Source organism: Ochrobactrum sp. SSR, assembly GCF_030067775.1.
Classification (GTDB): Bacteria; Pseudomonadota; Alphaproteobacteria; order Rhizobiales; family Rhizobiaceae; genus Brucella; species Brucella teleogrylli.
On sequence record NZ_CP125971.1, the window covers coordinates 99415 to 115900 of the forward strand.

The window sequence follows — 16486 nt, forward strand, 5'->3', positions numbered from 1 at the left end:
TGTTCGCCGCGCGCGATTGACGCCTATCACGCTCCCAAAGGCTGCGCCAGACGCGCCCGATGCCGGCTCAATCGCTCGATCAATATCGGCAAGCCCGTACCCACCACAATCAGACAACCTATTACGACCTTTTGCCAATAGGATGGCACACCCGCCATCAACAGCGTTGTATTGATCATTGTGATGACAAATACACCAAGTAGCGTCCCGAGCACTGTACCGTGACCGCCTGTTATTCGGGCTCCACCGAGAACAACGGCTGCGATGACATTCAACTCCATGCCGACCAGATCGAACGGATTAGCCATGCGCGACAGGGTCATATGGGTCATGGCAGCCAGACCAGCAATTGCGCCCGCCAGAACATAGATCAATAGCTTGACGCGCCCCACGCGAATGCCAATACGAGCGGCAGCTTCTTCAGAACCGCCGATGGCGTAGATTTTGCGCCCGAACAGCGTGAAGTTCATGATGAAGGCGACGAATACAGCGACCCCTACTAGAACAAAGAATGACATTGGAAGCGATACCATCTGGCCCAATGCGTTCTCCATCCGCACCAGAATGCTGCGCGCAAAATTGATAACTTCACGCGGCACTGACGTGACGTACACCGTCCCGACGAAGGTCAATAACGCCCCCCGAAAAAGGCTCATTGTACCAAGGGTGACGATAAGCGTCGGTAGACCGAGTCCACCGACCAGTATTCCATTGATAAGACCAAGACTGGCCCCTATGAGGGCTGCCAGTCCGAAATAGGCGATAATCGGAACATGGATATCAATACCCATGACGATTTTTACCGTTGCATACATCGCAAAGGCGCCGATTGCCGTGCAGGACACGTCAATGCCGCCGGATGCCAGCACCATCATAACGCCAAGCGCGAATATTCCGGTCACCAGTGAGTTACGTGCCAGGTCTATCAGCGTTGCCGGTGAAAAGAACGCAGGATTGAGAATGCTCAGCACAATCGCAAAAGCAACGGCTGTCAAAAAGACGACACCCTGTGGTGTCGAGAGCACCCGGATCAATGAATAGTTCATGGCCGGTCCTCCCGAATGACTTCCTGATAGAGTGTTTCTTCGTCGATATCACCGGCATCGAAACTGGCCACAATTCTTCCCTTCACCATCACCTTGATCGTGTCGGACAGTGCAATGGCTTCGCCAATGTCGTCGGTCACCACCAGAACCGCTGTTCCCGAACGGCTCAATGCGAGCAATAGTTCGTGGATTTCCCGTTTGGAGCCGACATCGACGCCGACTGTTGGACCATTGAGGATAAGCAGCTTCGGCTTTCTCTCCATCCATCGCGCCAGAACGACACGCTGTTGATTGCCGCCTGACAGCGTCACCACAGGTGGGAAGACACTGGGTGTCTTGATACGCAACCGCTTAACGGCTTCGCGCGCGCGCTCGGTGAGGCTCGACGCGCTGACAATGCCACCTTTAGTATCCGCTTCAAGACTTGAGACGATGATGTTTTCACGGATCGGCTGATTGAGAAAAAGGCCTTCTGTCAGTCGATCTTCCGGCACATAGGCAATGCCGTGTTCCATCGCGTCTGCGGGAGCCGTAAGATGCAATGGTCCATTCACGTCTTCAATGCGACCCTCGTCCGACGCAAGACATCCAAACAAAGCCAGCGCAAGTTCCGTTCGCCCTGACCCCAGAAGGCCCACAACGGATATGATTTCGCCCGCGCGCAAATCGAGATTGATCGAGACAAACTGGCCGCGTCGTCCAAGATTACGCACTTTGAATATGGCTTCCCAAGGCGTAACCGCCTCACGCGCCGGACGCTGGCTGTCAATTGGTCGACCGGACATGGCCTCTACCAGACGCGCTGGATCGAATTCACCTATCGGTCCTGCCACCACGACATGACCATCACGCAGAACCGTGACGCTGTCGCAAACAGCAAAAACTTCCTCGATCTTGTGACTGACAAACAGAAAGGCAACGCCTTCCGCCTTCAGCGCAAAGACGATATCAAGAAGCTTGGCGACCTCGCTGCGAGTCAAGGCCGTGGTGGGTTCATCCATAACGATAATGCGCGCATCATTGGCAAGCGCACGTGCAATGGCAACCAGCTGCTTGGAAGCAACAGGCAGTCTTTCCACCAGAATATCGGGATCAATATCGACCTTCATTCGTGCAAGCGTTTCAATCGCCCGCTTACGTCCAGACATGCGATTGAAGAAACGCTTGTTCTCGGTCACTGCCGCCAGAAAGCTGACATTCTCCCAAACAGTCAGATTGGGAAAAAGCGCAAAGTCCTGATAGATGACTGAAAGCCCCGCTGCTATAGCGGCTTTTGCGTCATTTTCGATGAACTTGCCGCCAATCGTGACCGTCCCGGCGTCGGCACGAACGACACCGGATAATATCTTGATCAAAGTCGATTTGCCCGACCCGTTTTCACCGGCAAGACAGCGCACCTCGCCCGGTCGCAGGCTTAAACCCACATCTTCCAGTACCCGGACGGGACCATAAGACTTGGCAACAGCCTGCATTTCCAGAACAAAAGCGCCGGAATTCTGCGTATCACTCATGCAGCTCTCCCATAGAGGCCGCCGGTTGTCCCGGCGGCCCATTGTCCATGGATCAGAAGTCGTAATTGCCCATATTTTCCTTGGTCACATCGACCCAAGCCTGGCCATAGACAACCTTGTCCTTGAGCTGAACCTTGTTGTAGCCTTCGACACCTAGGTCCATGCCATCGGTTACGGCCTTGCCATCAATGGCCATTGCGGCGAGCTTGTTCATGGCGATACCAGCCTTGGCCGGGTCCCAGAACGAGATCATGTTGATCGTGCCGCTTTCAAGATATGGGCCTGAAACCGAAACAAGGCTGGTGCCGACAATCTTGACCTTGCCCTCAAGACCCGCTTCCTCGACCGCAAGCGCCGCACCGGCGACATCTTCACCTGCGGAGCCCTGAATACCCTTGAGATTCGGATAGGTTCTCAACAGTTCCTTGGTCTTGGCATAGGCCGTCTGTTGCTGCTCGTTGCTCTCGATCTTGTCGGTCGCGAGCTTCATCTTCGGATAATGCTCTTTCTGATAGGCAATGGCTGCATCAACCCATTCATTGTGGGTCTTTGCCGTCAGATGGCCAACGAATACCGCATATTCGCCCTCTTCGCCCATCGCTTCGGCCAGCGCCTTCATCAGATGTTCGCCATAGGCGCCATTGTCGAAAGCTTCGACGTCATAGGTGACATTCTTCATGCTCGATGCTTCGTGGCCGATTACCTTGATCCCGGCCTGCAAAGCCTTGCCGAGCACGGGCTCCAAAGCTTCCGGGGAATTCGGCACCACGGTGATCGCGTCCACCTTTTTTGCAATCAGGTCTTCGATCAGCTGAACCTGCAGCGCAGCATCAGCCGAAGCGGGTCCGATCTGAGTGGCGTTGTTTCCACTTTCCTTGGCATATTCCTTCACGCCGGTTTCCATACGGTTGAACCAGGCAATGCCGGAAAGTTTGACGACAGTGACGATGGTGTGTTTTGCGTCCTGCGCGTTCGCATAGAATGCACCACCAGCAACAATAGCTGCGCTGACGGCAAGACCGGCTGCCATTTTCCTCAAGCTGATATTCATTGTTATTCCCTCCGTTGGTTCACCCCTGCTTGCCTCCCCGGCAATCAGTCAGGCTGTGTTCTGGCGAAGCTTCTGCGGCTTTCACCAATTCCTTTCCGGACGCGTGACTCCGTCCGGCCTCCCTTCAAGCCGATGCGATCCGCATCAGATCGGCTGTCCGCTCGTAGAGCTTTTTGAACGTATCGAAACCCTGCTGATAGACGCGCTTTGTCCCCGCATCAGGTTCAATGCGCCGCTCCACCGGGTTCCATTGTTCAATGTCAGCCTTCGCCACATCGCCCACCGCAAGCGCCCCCAGAAAACAGTTTCCGTAGGCCGCACCGATAGTCTTGCTTCTCACAAGCTGAAGCTTTTCGCTGACATCGGAAATGGCCTGTGACCAGACGGCATTTCTTGTACCACCGCCCACAGCAGCGATGCGCTCCAGCGGAGCATGTGCTTCGTGATAGGTATTGAAAATGTCGTTGACGCCATAAGCGACGCCTTCAAGAAGCGCACGATAAATGTCAGCGCGGATATGGGTCAGATCGAGACCGAAAATCATGCCTCGTGCTGACGGATCATGAACAGGTGTTCTCTCACCGGAAAAATAGGGGGAGTACGAAAAGCCCTTTTGCGCCGGGCGGTGACGATGCGGCTTCTTCCGCCAGTGCTTGCAAGGCGCTGGCGGCGGGCAACTCGCGAGCGAACTGCTCCTGAAACCACCGCGTCAGCGTTCCGCTGGTCGACGTGCCGGACATACAGGCATGTTCTCCACGGAAAAGCCAAGGCGCATACCACAGCCGCGTATCAGCGATGCGTTGATCCGTGACCAGAATGATGAACATGGTCGAGCCATACATGACCATCATTTCGCCAGACTTCTGCACGCCGACGCTGACAGCCTCAGCGGCGGCATCGATGGTGCCAGTGATCACAGGCGTTCCAACAGCGAGCCCGGTCGCGGCTGCGGCCTGCGGTGTCACTGCTCCCGCAATGTCGGTTGTCCAGAGAAGATCGGGCAGCCGCTCACGTGAAACGATGCGTTCGGCAAAATCGTCAGTCCAGTCCTGCCGTGCAACGTCATAAAGCGGCGAGAACCCGGCCGCGGAATAGTGATCGATCGTATAGTTGCCCGTCAGCCTGTGAACGAGGAAGGAGGAGGAATTGAGAAACTTGTGCGTGCGGTCAAAAATATCAGGATGGTTCTTCTTCAACCAAAGGATTTTCGGGCCGACCGATTGCGAGGTCAACGCATTGCCGCCTTCCCGCATCAGGCGTTCAAGCCCGATTTCAGCGGTCAGTTCCTCTATCTCAACAGCTGCGCGCGTGTCGACACCATAAAGAACGGCCTTCATGAGCGGAGCGCCGTTTTCATCAACCGGCAGCATACATGGGCCAATGCCGCTGGCCGCGACTGCGCGAATATCGCTGGCCGCCACTGAACTTTGTTCGATCAATTCACGACTGATCGAACAAAATTCACCCCACCAGTTTTGTTCAGCATCATGTTCCGCCCAACCCGGTTGTGGAACCAGCATGCGATGCGGACGTGCGGCAGAAGCGACGATCCTTCCTTCCTCATCGGAAAGAACGCCCTTCGATTCAAATGTGCCGATGTCGATGCCCAGATAATAGCGCATCAGGTGTAAAGATCCCTGTCGAGGCTGAAGTCCTTGTTGATCCTGCCAATAGCCGCGACCAGAAGCGCAGTGAGACTTTCAAGATCACGCAGATCGCACATTTCAAGCGCCGTATGGGTATAACGGCACGGGAAACACACATCGATACAGGCAACGCCCTCATTGACGAGTTGCACGTAAGACGAATCCGTCAATGCGCCTGTATGGGCCGTGCGTTGCAACGGAATGGCTTCGCTGGCAGCGGCGTCGGAGAATAATTTCGGCAGTGCCGGATGGGGGATCGTTCCATTGAGCGTGCCGCGGCCATGGAAAGAGTAAAGGCTGATGGCTGGACCGCCGCCCAACTGAATTTCACCGCGATGAGCCATATCCGGCGTATCGGCATTGAGCCCGATATCAAGCTGAATGGCGATATCCGGTTTGATGGCCTGCGCTGCGACCATGGCACCACGCAGGTTGAACTCTTCCAGAACCGCGAAAACAAAATGAACTGTTGGTCGTGGACCACCTTTCGCGAGCTGACGGGCAACTTCCATCACGACGGCACAACCGGCCCGGTCGTCAACCGACGTTCCGATAACGCGATTTTCGTTGAGATGGATGACGCGCGGTGCATAGACCACCGGCGTACCGATTTCGATGCCGAGCGCCTTTACATCCGCAGCGCTTTCCGCGCCGACATCGATGAAAAGTTCGGCATAGGGCGTAACCTTGTATTTTTCTTCGGCTGGCGTGGCATGATGGCTCTTATTCGCAATGACGCCGTGAACGTCGCGCCCTTCGCCGACACAAAATAGCACCGCTTGCGCAGGCAACGCCTTTTCCGGAATACCGCCCAACCGCTCGATACGGATCAGGCCATTATCCTCGACCTTGCGCACGATGAAGCCCAGCTGATCCGTATGCGCAAACAGCATGACGGAGGGCGCATTTTCATCCCCCTTCATCGTTGCAATCAGATTGCCCAGACGATCGGTTGCAAATTCGAGCGGCAAATCAGCCAGATCGCGGGCGATGAGACGCCGTACGCGATCCTCATGGCCCGACAGGCCAGGCGTCAACATCAATGCTTCGAGCGTTGAACGTAATCGATTTTTCATGCCGTACGGGCCTTTCTTTGGAAAACGGACGCAAGGCCAAGTCGGCCTGCCAGAACGCGTGCCGACATGACGACCACAAGCAGGCCACCAAAGAACAGATCGCGTGAAAACGCACTGAACGACAGAAAGTTCAGTCCGCTCGATATGAGCTGGAGACAGATGACGGCTAACGTCACACCGGTCACGGTGCCAAAGCCGCCGGCTGGCGAAACGCCTGCCAGAATATTGATGAGAATGACAAGAAGCAGATAGGAGCTACCATAATCGGCATTGGCGGAATTGACACGCGCCAGAACCACAAGCCCGGCAATTGATGCGATGAGACCGGCAATAGCGTAGATACGAAGCAACAGACCTTTTTCGCGCGTGCCCGCAAAATGGGACGCGACGGGATTGGCTCCGAACAGCCGCAGGTGGATACCAACCGGTGTTCTCTTCAGCAGAAAGCCCAACAGAAGCGCTGTGGCTACAAACAGGACGAGTGGCAGTGGCACCACGCCACCGACCGACCAGTTGCCAAAGGCTGTGTACCACTGTGGCAGGCCCGTAATTGCAGGGCCGCCGGTAATTACGATACCAATCCCGGAGAACAGCTGCATCGTGCCAAGCGTAGCCAGAATTGGCGGAAGGCGCAGATAGGCAATCAAAAAGCCGTTGAGCAGCCCGCAAGCAACGCCTATCAGAAGCGCAACCGGAATGGCGAGGATGGCGAGTTCGGGTCCTGCCCTCATCATCACTGCTGCGACGATAGCGGCGAGATTGGCTGTGGCCACGACAGAAAGATCTATGCCACCAGACACCATCGTCGGCAGAACGGCCAACGAAAGCAGCCCGAATTCAGGAAACTGAAATCCCATTGAATTGAGGTTTGCAGCCGTTAGAAAGCCCGGCGCGAGCAGGCTCAACACTCCAAAGATGGCAATAGCCAGAACGGCCAGCCCCTTCAGATAATTGCCCGTCGTGTCCTGTCTTGCATCCATTGGCGCTCTCCCCTGCGCTGGTTGCCTTGGCCCGCTTAGCGGGCGAAAACGTGTTTGGCGATTAGCATTTCAGTTCCTCCCCGAGGCGCCCGTTATACGGTTTCCAGAAAAGGCAGTTGGTCGCGATAAGGCTGCAAAGAGCCTTCGAAACCAATATCGGTGATAAAGCCGCTCAAATCCTGCAGCCCACAAACCGGCGCAAAACTGCGGCATCCAAGTTTACGCTGATCGGCGACAAGTATCGTCTTTTGCGCAATGACGATTGCTGCGCGTTTCACTTCTGCTTCCTCGACGGTAGACGTGGAAACACCGTCAAGATCGACACAGTCGGCGGACAGAAAGAAACAATCGGCGCGGATATGGCGTAGCGTTTCCGTGGCCCAGGCCCCGATGAGCGAATAATAGTCATTTCTGACCCGACCGCCGATGATATGCACTTCCGTTGCGCCGACGGCCGCCGCTTCGGCAATCTTCAGGTCCATCGTTACAAGCGTGATCGCCCTGCCCGCAAGCGCGCGCGCGACAGAAAGCGCTGTCGTGCCGGAGTCAAGAATAACGGTGGAATTATTGGCAACATAAGCAGCAGCTGCTTCGCCAATCCGCGCCTTGGCGCTCTGGCTTATGCGCAGCTTTTCCAGAAACATCGGCTCGGCAACACCCTCGCCCGCACCGCGGGCAACGACCCCGCCGTGAATTCTCAGGATCAATCCCGCCTGTTCCAGCGTGATGAGATCACGACGCAATGTCGGAAGCGAAACACCCATGATGCCAGCCAGATCCGAGGTGCCAATACGCTTCGCATCGGCGATGACGTCCATCATCTGCCGGTGACGTTCCTGCGGAAAACGTGTTCTTGCTTCGCTCATGTCCTGCTCCCAACGTGAACATTAATGATCGTTTTGAGCGAGTCAAGCGATTCCGTTCATATTCGGAACTGTGCAGAGCGGCGTTCAGACAGCTTGGGAAAGCATAATTTAGAAGGTCTGCAGCGGTTCAAACCAGCATTGCAAGGCAGCGCTTTTTCAGATCAGCCAATATGGACGCGCTGCGGTCGCGCGGACGCGGTAGTCCGACATCGAACACATCACGCACCCGACCGGGATTAGGCTCCATGATCAAAACCCGGTCAGCGAGATAAAGTGCTTCTTCCACATCATGCGTGACGATAATGATGGAGACCTTGTTCTTCTCCCAGATAGACAAAAGTTCATCTTGAAGACGCATCCGCAGGATGGAGTCCAAGGCACCGAAAGGTTCATCCATAAGAAGAATATCGGGTTCTTGCGCCAGCGCTCTGGCTATCGCCGCGCGCTGCGCCATCCCGCCTGAAAGCTGCTTCGGATAGGCCTTCGCATAGTCACTGAGACCAACGAGCGCGAGGTAATGCTGTACTCTTTCGCGCTTGGATGCGGGCGGAAGATCAGACTTGTCGAAAGCCAACTCGACATTGCCCTCGATAGTTAGCCACGGGTACAAGCGATGATCCTGAAAAACCATACCTGTTTTCGCCGGAACCGTTGTGGTTGAAACGCCACGTGTAATCGACCCACGATAGTCGCCATCCAGTCCGATAATCAGCCGCAGCAACGTGGACTTTCCGCAGCCAGACGCACCGACAATGGATATGATCTCGTTGTGCCCGACCTGAAAATTGATATCCCTCAACACCGGGCGAGGTGCGCCATCCAGAACAAAGGACTTGCTGACATGTTCGATTGAAAGGGCGTTCGTCAATTCTCTGAGCTCCAGGGCGATATAATCGATGTGAAATGGCGAATGATGGACGCGAGCAAGACGCCGCCCGTTGCCAGGGTGAAGACGCCGACAATCACAATGTCCATGCGAAACTGGTCGCGCGCGCTGGCAATGTAGCTGCCCAATCCACGACCATTTCCAATGGCGTATTCCGCACCGACAGTTCCGATCCAGGCCGATAGAGCGGCAATCTGCAAACCAACATAGATATTCGGAAGCGCCGACGGCAGGCAAAGCCGGCGAATGCGGGTCCAGCGCCGCAAATTCAATGTATCAGCGACTTCAATCAACGAGGACGGCACCTGCCGCACACCCTGCTCTGTTGCAAGAAAGAGCGGGAAAAATGTCGAGAGAGCGGTAAACACAAGTTTGGTGCCCTCACCATTTCCAAACCATGCCGTCAGCAGTGGTATCCAGGCAAAGAGCGCAACCTGACGCACGGCATGAATAGACGGTGCAAGCGCCAAACCGGCCCAGCGGTAGCTGCCAACAACATAGCCGAGTGCAAGCCCAGCAATGCACCCGATAGTGCCACCGATCATCACGCGAACAATGCTTGCCAAAAGCCCCGCCCACAATTCGCGCCCCGAAGGGTCAAAGAACGGCGCCTCCAGCACCTGCAAGGGATGAATGGCCATGGGGCCAGTGATCAGCCCTGCGGATACACCACCCCACCAAACGGCGACCGCCACAAGCGGCACGACTGTGCCACGAGGAATCCGCAAAGCGGAACGTTCAGCCTTAGACATGACTACCCTTCCGCATCAGCGCTTCCGCCCGCTTCAGGAGAAGGTCGAGGGCAAAGCCGACAACGCCCACAACGATCATGCCAACAATAACGATATCGAGCTGGAAAAGCGTGCGGCCCCAAACCATCATGTAACCAAGCCCGTCAGTGCCCGCGAGCATTTCCACAACGATCAGGGAAACAAATGCCTGACTGAGCGAAAGCCGGACGCCGCTCGCGATATAGGGCGCCATAGCCGGGATTGTCAGCTTGAAAAACCGGGTACGCGCACGAAGGCCGAGAATGTCGGCAACCTCGTTGAACCCTTTAGGAATGTCCCTTGCTCCTTCGGCAGTACTGATAGCCATGGGCACGAAACAGGCTTTGGAAAGGATGATGATCTTCACGCTTTCTTCGATGCCGAATAGTAGGATCAGTATTGGCAGCCACCCAAGTGAGGGTACTGCGGCAAGCGCTCTGAAGCTTGGTCCCAGATAGGCCTCTACGATTTTAGATTTCCCAATCAGGAAACCGAACGCCAAGCCGAGAGATGCTCCAATCAGAAAACCCTCGGCAATGCGTTGGAAGCTGACGATGGCGGCAGAGAATATGTCGCCATCCGCCAGAAGATCCAGAAAGGTGTTAAAGACCCAATCCGGACGTGGAAGTACCTGCGGCGAAACCCAGCTGTTGGCCGACGCGGCCCACCAGAGAACTAGCAAGCAGACCGGCCCGGTCAAGACCAGAACTGAGCTTTTGATGAGAAACTGCAGTTTCGCCAGTCGCTCGTCTTTCATTCTCCGGGAGACGCTAAAGTCGGCTCCAGCTTCCAACGTCGCCATCAGCTTTCTCCGATCAGTTCAGAAGTTCACCCGTTGCGGAACGATCAGGCCACAACGACTGAAGGTTCAATGTCTTGACGGCATTGTCCACGTAGCTTCTATCGACCCATGTATCGAGATCGATATCATGCCTAATGAGCTTCTGCTGCTTGTCGAAGTCGATGCCGCTGCGATAACGCGCCGCAAAGAACCCATCGAGACGCGGATTGTATTTCTTACCAAGCTCGCCGCCTTCATTGGACTTGCGAATGACCTCTATTGGCGACCCTGCCCGCGACCAGATACTGAATGCCTCTTCCCGGTTTTTGTCATCCGACAGCCATTGCGCGGCTTTGACAAAGCCCGTCACGACTTTCTGCGTTGCTTCCGGATAGGCTTTACGGAACTTATCGGTGACGAGGAATGCGCCGAAACCGTCACCGGTCGCGCCAACCGCAGAGGATTTGTAGAAGATCTTGGCCAGACCTTTATCCTCAAGTGGAAGCAGGAAGTCTGCACCGAATACGGCATCGACGCTCTTTGCTGCAATAGCCGCAAGCTGGTCCGCATTTTTCAGATCGACGATGGTGATATCTTTTTCAGATAAGCCAGCATTCTTCAAAGCGGTAATCAACGCCCAGTGAATGATGGTTGCCTTCTGGATGGCGACTTTTTTGCCCTTCAAGTCGGCAATCGTTTTGATGTCAAGGTCCGGCCTGGACGCACCAAAGATCGTGGTGCCGCCATAGGACGCCAGAATGACGGTATCGAGACCATTGGCCTTCCCAATAATATTGGGAACCGCACCATAGGACGCAAAGTCCAGTTGACCGTTAGACAGCGCTTCGTTGATCGCTGGACCCGTTCCCGTGAAATAGGTAAACTCGATCTTGGTGGGAGTTCCCTTGAATTCATCCGCGATGAAGCCTTTGGCGTCCGCTATCGCCTGAAGGCCGACGCCGAACGGCGTACCAAAGCCGAAGCCCACATCACCGAAACGAATAGTTGCTGGTGCATCCTCGGCCAGCGTAGGAGCAGCCGCGGCGGTTATAACGCCGACCGCCAGCAGGAAGGTCGATAAAAATCGTCTCATAAATTTCTCCAGTCAGGGTATGATTTTTCCGGTCTCGAAGATCCGGTAACTCCAGTCGCTAGCCGTTCCGCGCGGCTTGGCATTTTTCCATCCCATCTCTCGACGGAAACTGCCCATCACGCCACGCGCAATCAGCTCGCTCTCGGTCGCGCCTTCAATCGCCTCGGAAAGCGGTGATACGTAGAGCGCGTCGGTTGGGCAGAAAAGTTCGCACAGGAAGCAGGTCTGGCAGTCCGACTGGCGCACGATGATGGGCGCGCTGTCGGGAACCGCATCGAACACATTGTCCGGGCAGGCGTCGACACACAGGTCGCATTTGATGCAGCGATCTTCACTGACGATCTCTATCATGACGCTGCCCTCACTTGATTATCCGTCTCAAACGAAGCCCAGATGTTTTCAATGCCCCCGGAGTCAATTGGCTTTGCCATATTCGGGTTCGTCTCCGGGAAATCCGTGCGGCGCTGCAAGCCACGGCTTTCCTTGCGTAACAGCGCACTTTGGGTCGCCCATCGGGCAGTCGCGATAAGCGCTTCGACCTCTCGCACCTTCGTCGTGCGGTGCAATCGCCAGCTTTCGTCCTGCCAAAGCGAGGCCAGTTTTTCGGACACTACCGACAACCGATCATGGTTTCGGAAGAAACTACCATCCAGCGGAAGAACCTGCTGCTTAACGTCGTTCAAAACTGCATCGACATCGCGGGTCGCATGATCTGCCCGTTCTCTCAATTGACCATTGGCGGAACGCACTTCCCTGTCGCGCCAGTTCGCGCCCAGCGCTTGAGCGAACTTCGCGGCATCCTCGCCAGCCCAGGAACCTGTCGCCATCGCCCAGCTGGAGTTTGGGCCGCCGCCCCCGCTGGACGCGCCCGACATTCCCTGCCGGGTTGCCGCGTCTCCGGCAGCAAACAAGCCGGGGATCGTTGTCGTTGCGCGACCGTCGATCTTGAGACCACCGGTGCCGCGAACCGTCCCTTCGTGGCGAAGGGTAATTGGAAAGCGCTCAGTGAAGGGATTGATCCCCATGCGATCAAACGGCACAAAGATATTCGGCTGGCCGCGACGAAATCCTTCTTGCAAACGCGGTGGCGCTTTATCCAGAACGGCGTAGACCGGTCCCTTGATCAACTCGCGCGCGACAACGCTCTGGCGGTCACCTAACGAGGAAAGTTCATTGCCCTGCTCGTCGCTGAAAGTGCCCCAGAAATACACCACGCCTTTCGTAACGCTTGAATAGGCTGGCGAAATACCGAATTGGGCGGAAAACTCCATGCCTGAAAGAACAGCACCAGCTTCCGCGGCCATCAGATAACCATCGCCGGTGAGGTTGTTCGTGCCAAGCGCGCCGCTGCGAAACGCGCAGCCGCCTGTCGCAATGACCACCGCGCCAGCGCGGATGTGCAGCAACTCACCCGACCGCCGATATCGCGCTATTGCACCTGCAACCGCACCGTCGGACACAAGCAATTCTTCTATCGGGCAATGATCGATAACCCGCACGTGCGCCTTGATCAGCTTCTGTCGCATGAACCGCAAATAGTCCGGACCGCGCAGCATTCCGCGATAGGGCCTGCCATCCTCGTAAGTTGGAAAATTGTAGCCCCATTGGGCGAGCAGATCGAGGTTCTCGACAGTCCGGTCAAGCACGCGCTCAATACGTTCCTGTTCCGCGAGGCCCTGCCCGAGCCGCACCCTTTGGGCAACGGTCGCGCTCCGCTCGGCGGTGCCGCGATGGGTGTATATCGTGGTGGTATTGCCTGCCGCCGTGGCGCCGCTGGTGCCGACATAACCCTTTTCGACAAGGACGACGCTCGCGCCCCTGGCAGCTGCATTCCAAGCGGCCCAGCACCCGGCTGGTCCCCCTCCGATCACAAGCACGTCCGCTGATATTTCTACTGTATCTATATTCATGGTCTCTCACATTCGCGAAAAACCTACAATTTATATAGAATTTATCAAGGAAGGTTTGATTGGCGTCAGGGAGGTGGGTTAAAATAGTTTTCCATAATGATAAAACGCGCCGCAAAGACTTAAAGGTCTGCGGCGCGAAACTGAAATATTAGGCAGCGGATCGTGGTCGTGTCGGGATTTGCCTTAAAACACCATTCTCGGCATGCCCTCGGGCCTGAGATAGCGCCTCAGAGCCGCGATACGGAAGATGGCGTTCACGGCCCCATAACCCTTGTAGCCGCGCCGTTGCACGACCTCGAAGAAGAAGCCCTGATCGTCTGTCGGACTGTACAATTGAAAATATTCGCCGGTTTCATCGCGATCATAAAGAACATTGGCTGCTTTCAACTGGTCCGTAAAATCCGGATCGAGGCCAAGTCGTGCCTCAAGATCGTCATAGTAGTTGGGCGAAATTTCCAGAGTGTGAAAACCATTGGCTTTCAACGCGGCAGCGGTTGCAAAGATATCGTCGGTCGCGAAGGCCAGATGCTGAATGCCGGAACCAAAGGTTTCTGCAATGAAGCGGCCAGCCAGTGTACGCCGGTTTTCAGCGCCATTGAGCGTGATGCGCAGTGATCCGCTGTCATTTTCCACGACCTGACTGCGCACGACACCAGCCGGATCTACAATGTCGACCATAGGCGATTTTCGCGATTCCGTAAGCGACGTGTAGAACAGGAGCCAGGTCAGAAGTTCGTCGAACTTCATCGTCTGCGCGACATGGTCGATATGGGTGAGGCCCACGCCCTGAGAGTTGCCGGTCTCCGCGACAGGTTCGAACTCAATGTCGAAGATACGAGCAAGATCGGTCTTTTCATCAAGGAAATAAATAAGACCGCCCCCAACACCGCGTATTGCTGGCATGCCAATTTCGCCCGGATCGAGCGGCTGTTCGAATGGCTCTGCGCCCAAGGCAATCGCGCGTGCTTGCGCCGCCGCAGCATCATCGACAACGAGGCCCATGGCATAGGCCGTCGTGCCGTGAACAGCATAGGCTGAGCTTGCGAAGCCGCGTATATCAGTGTTGACGACCAGATTGATGTGGCCCTGACGATAGAGCACGACATCCTTGGAGCGATGCTTGCCCGCCAGCTGAAAACCAAGAGCGCCGAGCACCGATGCGAGTTTATCGGCGCTTTCGGCATGCGCGGTAAATTCGATGAACCCAACCCGATCCACTTTGGCTCTCGCGGGCATTTGGGTCACCGTAAGCCGGTTTTCCGGCTCCACACGGCGGACCTGATCGCCAAGATAGATCAGCGAGCGACGGCCATCGGCGGCGATAGACGCGGGCAACCCACCACGGAACTGATCGTTGAAAATCTCCAGCGAAAAATAGCCGTCATAACCGGTGGCGGCTACTGCGCGCATGAAATCGAGAACCGGCAGATCGCCCTCGCCCGGCATGTTGCGATAATGACGACTCCAGTAAAGCAGATCCATATCGATCAGCGGCGCGTCGGCCATCTGAACGATGAAGAGTTTTTCCTTTGGAATGGAGCGGATCGAATTCACGTCGATCTTGCGCGCAAGCGTATGAAAGCTGTCGAGGATCAGACCGACATTTGGATGATCTGCGCGACGCACAATCTCCCAGGCATCGCGATGATCATTAATGTGGCGACCCCAGGCGAGCGCCTCGTAACCCACGCGCAAATCGCGGCGGGCGGCACGTTCGCCAAGCTCGCGGAAATCATCGGCAGCGCGATCAATCCCGCCCATGGCCACCGGCGATACATTCGAGCACACCAGTACGAGGTCTGTAGCAAGTTCCTGCATAAGATCGAACTTGCGCTCGGCGCGGTCGAACGTACGGCTGCGCAATGGTTCAGGCATGCCTTCAAAATCGCGGAACGGCTGGAACAGAGTGATTTCCAGTCCCAGATCGCGTGCCATACGCCCCACCTGACGCGGACTTTCCTCAAAGGTGAGAAAGTCGTTCTCGAAAATCTCGACACCGTCGAAGCCAGCTTTGGCAATGGCTTCGAGTTTCTGTGGCAGATCACCACTGATCGAAACCGTTGCTATCGAAGTTTTCATGAGAGTCTCTCCCGGTCCGGTTTACCGTATATCCGCATTTAAAGGGTTGGTGCTGCTATCGGCGCTTTTGGATTATCAAGCTCGACATGTCCGCCAAGGAACAGCTGCCCCACGCGCGGATCAGCAAGAAGCTTTGCGGCTTCGTCGTGCATCCGCGTTTGCCCGAGCTCGAGAACCAGACCGTAATCCGACATGGCAAGTGCTGCCTTGGCGTTCTGCTCGACCATCAGGATGGTGACGCCCTGATCACGCAGGCGAATAAGTGTTTGAAACACCTCTTGAACGAGATTGGGTGACAGACCGATGGACGGCTCATCGATCAAAATGAGCTTCGGATCAAGCAAAAGAGCGCGGGCGACCTCCAACTGCTTCTGTTGGCCGCCTGACAGCTCGATTGCTTTGCGGTCGCGGAACTGTCGCAGCATAGGAAACTGGTCCATGACCTGTTCGATACGGGCGCGGACCTTGGCAGGATCGGGCGATGTGATGCCCCCAAGTTCAAGATTGTGGTAGACGGAAAGCTGCGGCACGACATTGCGCCCTTGCGGCACATAGGTCACGCCGTTGGCGATCATCTGGCGCGGCGTATTGCGGGTGACGTCTTTTCCGTCCAGCAGGATTTGCCCCGAATGGATGTTCAGGAGGCCAAAGATCGCCTTGAATACGGTCGATTTACCGGCTCCATTAGGCCCAATCACGGTCGTGATGGTGCCCTTTGGAATGGAGAAAGACACGCCGTTCAAAATGGTGATCTTGCCATAGCCGCCGTGAAGGTCTTTGAGTTCAAGCAT

General features: G+C 55.8%; 15 protein-coding genes and 1 pseudogene. All 16 read right to left on the reverse strand.

Going from position 1 to position 16486, the window contains the following annotated elements; all coding sequences use genetic code 11:
• Positions 1-26: 26 nt before the first annotated feature.
• The 16 genes and pseudogenes from QLQ11_RS17910 to QLQ11_RS17985 all read right to left on the reverse strand — a co-directional run bounded on the left by QLQ11_RS17910 (position 27) and on the right by QLQ11_RS17985 (position 16486).
• On the reverse strand, positions 27-1046 hold the full coding sequence (locus QLQ11_RS17910) for an ABC transporter permease (protein ID WP_283735290.1): 1020 nt from the start codon (positions 1044-1046) through the stop codon (positions 27-29).
• Complete coding sequence (locus QLQ11_RS17915; RefSeq protein WP_283735289.1) at positions 1043-2557, reverse strand: sugar ABC transporter ATP-binding protein; 1515 nt, start codon at positions 2555-2557, stop codon at positions 1043-1045. Before QLQ11_RS17915 ends, QLQ11_RS17910 begins: the two co-directional genes overlap by 4 nt.
• Positions 2558-2609: 52 nt before the next feature.
• Positions 2610-3608, reverse strand: coding sequence for an autoinducer 2 ABC transporter substrate-binding protein (locus tag QLQ11_RS17920; protein ID WP_209445980.1), 999 nt, complete (start codon positions 3606-3608; stop codon positions 2610-2612).
• Positions 3609-3732: 124 nt separating this feature from the next.
• Positions 3733-4167 (reverse strand): annotated as a pseudogene (locus tag QLQ11_RS17925) (FGGY-family carbohydrate kinase); the annotation flags it as partial.
• A gap of 19 nt (positions 4168-4186) precedes the next feature.
• Positions 4187-5230 (reverse strand): FGGY-family carbohydrate kinase, encoded by a 1044-nt coding sequence (locus QLQ11_RS17930; RefSeq protein WP_371836041.1) that lies wholly within the window; start codon positions 5228-5230, stop codon positions 4187-4189.
• Positions 5230-6294 (reverse strand): M42 family metallopeptidase, encoded by a 1065-nt coding sequence (locus tag QLQ11_RS17935; RefSeq protein ID WP_371836042.1) that lies wholly within the window; start codon positions 6292-6294, stop codon positions 5230-5232. Before QLQ11_RS17935 ends, QLQ11_RS17930 begins: the two co-directional genes overlap by 1 nt.
• 32 nt (positions 6295-6326) lie before the next feature.
• Positions 6327-7310: an ABC transporter permease gene (locus tag QLQ11_RS17940; RefSeq protein WP_113534276.1), complete on the reverse strand. Its 984-nt coding sequence runs from the start codon at positions 7308-7310 to the stop codon at positions 6327-6329.
• Between the two features lie 92 nt (positions 7311-7402).
• Positions 7403-8176, reverse strand: coding sequence for a DeoR/GlpR family DNA-binding transcription regulator (locus QLQ11_RS17945; protein WP_124915467.1), 774 nt, complete (start codon positions 8174-8176; stop codon positions 7403-7405).
• A gap of 127 nt (positions 8177-8303) precedes the next feature.
• Positions 8304-9044: an ABC transporter ATP-binding protein gene (locus tag QLQ11_RS17950; protein ID WP_109365986.1), complete on the reverse strand. Its 741-nt coding sequence runs from the start codon at positions 9042-9044 to the stop codon at positions 8304-8306.
• Positions 9041-9814, reverse strand: coding sequence for an ABC transporter permease (locus tag QLQ11_RS17955; protein WP_283735288.1), 774 nt, complete (start codon positions 9812-9814; stop codon positions 9041-9043). Before QLQ11_RS17955 ends, QLQ11_RS17950 begins: the two co-directional genes overlap by 4 nt.
• Positions 9807-10634, reverse strand: coding sequence for an ABC transporter permease (locus tag QLQ11_RS17960; RefSeq protein ID WP_124915466.1), 828 nt, complete (start codon positions 10632-10634; stop codon positions 9807-9809). Before QLQ11_RS17960 ends, QLQ11_RS17955 begins: the two co-directional genes overlap by 8 nt.
• 13 nt (positions 10635-10647) lie before the next feature.
• On the reverse strand, positions 10648-11706 hold the full coding sequence (locus QLQ11_RS17965) for an ABC transporter substrate-binding protein (RefSeq protein WP_109365988.1): 1059 nt from the start codon (positions 11704-11706) through the stop codon (positions 10648-10650).
• Between the two features lie 12 nt (positions 11707-11718).
• Positions 11719-12057 (reverse strand): ferredoxin family protein, encoded by a 339-nt coding sequence (locus QLQ11_RS17970; RefSeq protein ID WP_124915465.1) that lies wholly within the window; start codon positions 12055-12057, stop codon positions 11719-11721.
• A complete protein-coding gene (locus tag QLQ11_RS17975) occupies positions 12054-13616 on the reverse strand; it encodes an FAD-dependent oxidoreductase (RefSeq protein ID WP_124915464.1) in 1563 nt (520 codons plus the stop codon). The genes QLQ11_RS17970 and QLQ11_RS17975 overlap by 4 nt, the downstream gene beginning before the upstream one ends.
• A 183-nt stretch (positions 13617-13799) precedes the next feature.
• Positions 13800-15695, reverse strand: coding sequence for a bifunctional sugar phosphate isomerase/epimerase/4-hydroxyphenylpyruvate dioxygenase family protein (locus tag QLQ11_RS17980; protein ID WP_283735287.1), 1896 nt, complete (start codon positions 15693-15695; stop codon positions 13800-13802).
• 38 nt (positions 15696-15733) lie between these two features.
• Positions 15734-16486 carry an ABC transporter ATP-binding protein gene (locus tag QLQ11_RS17985; protein WP_124915462.1) on the reverse strand — a complete coding sequence of 251 codons (753 nt, stop codon included), beginning with the start codon at positions 16484-16486 and terminating at the stop codon, positions 15734-15736.

Bases quoted from the DNA above. Each gene is read 5' to 3' on its own strand.
- QLQ11_RS17930 (WP_371836041.1), bottom strand. From the start codon at position 5,230: ATGCGCTATTATCTGGGCATCGACATCGGCACATTTGAATCGAAGGGC.
- QLQ11_RS17960 (WP_124915466.1), bottom strand. From the start codon at position 10,634: ATGGCGACGTTGGAAGCTGGAGCCGACTTTAGCGTCTCCCGGAGAATG.
- QLQ11_RS17965 (WP_109365988.1), bottom strand. From the start codon at position 11,706: ATGAGACGATTTTTATCGACCTTCCTGCTGGCGGTCGGCGTTATAACC.
- QLQ11_RS17940 (WP_113534276.1), bottom strand. From the start codon at position 7,310: ATGGATGCAAGACAGGACACGACGGGCAATTATCTGAAGGGGCTGGCC.
- QLQ11_RS17935 (WP_371836042.1), bottom strand. From the start codon at position 6,294: ATGTTGACGCCTGGCCTGTCGGGCCATGAGGATCGCGTACGGCGTCTC.
- QLQ11_RS17920 (WP_209445980.1), bottom strand. From the start codon at position 3,608: ATGAATATCAGCTTGAGGAAAATGGCAGCCGGTCTTGCCGTCAGCGCA.
- QLQ11_RS17955 (WP_283735288.1), bottom strand. From the start codon at position 9,814: ATGTCTAAGGCTGAACGTTCCGCTTTGCGGATTCCTCGTGGCACAGTC.
- QLQ11_RS17910 (WP_283735290.1), bottom strand. From the start codon at position 1,046: ATGAACTATTCATTGATCCGGGTGCTCTCGACACCACAGGGTGTCGTC.
- QLQ11_RS17915 (WP_283735289.1), bottom strand. From the start codon at position 2,557: ATGAGTGATACGCAGAATTCCGGCGCTTTTGTTCTGGAAATGCAGGCT.
- QLQ11_RS17970 (WP_124915465.1), bottom strand. From the start codon at position 12,057: ATGATAGAGATCGTCAGTGAAGATCGCTGCATCAAATGCGACCTGTGT.
- QLQ11_RS17980 (WP_283735287.1), bottom strand. From the start codon at position 15,695: ATGAAAACTTCGATAGCAACGGTTTCGATCAGTGGTGATCTGCCACAG.
- QLQ11_RS17985 (WP_124915462.1), bottom strand. From the start codon at position 16,486: ATGCTTGAACTCAAAGACCTTCACGGCGGCTATGGCAAGATCACCATT.
- QLQ11_RS17975 (WP_124915464.1), bottom strand. From the start codon at position 13,616: ATGAATATAGATACAGTAGAAATATCAGCGGACGTGCTTGTGATCGGA.
- QLQ11_RS17945 (WP_124915467.1), bottom strand. From the start codon at position 8,176: ATGAGCGAAGCAAGAACACGTTTTCCGCAGGAACGTCACCGGCAGATG.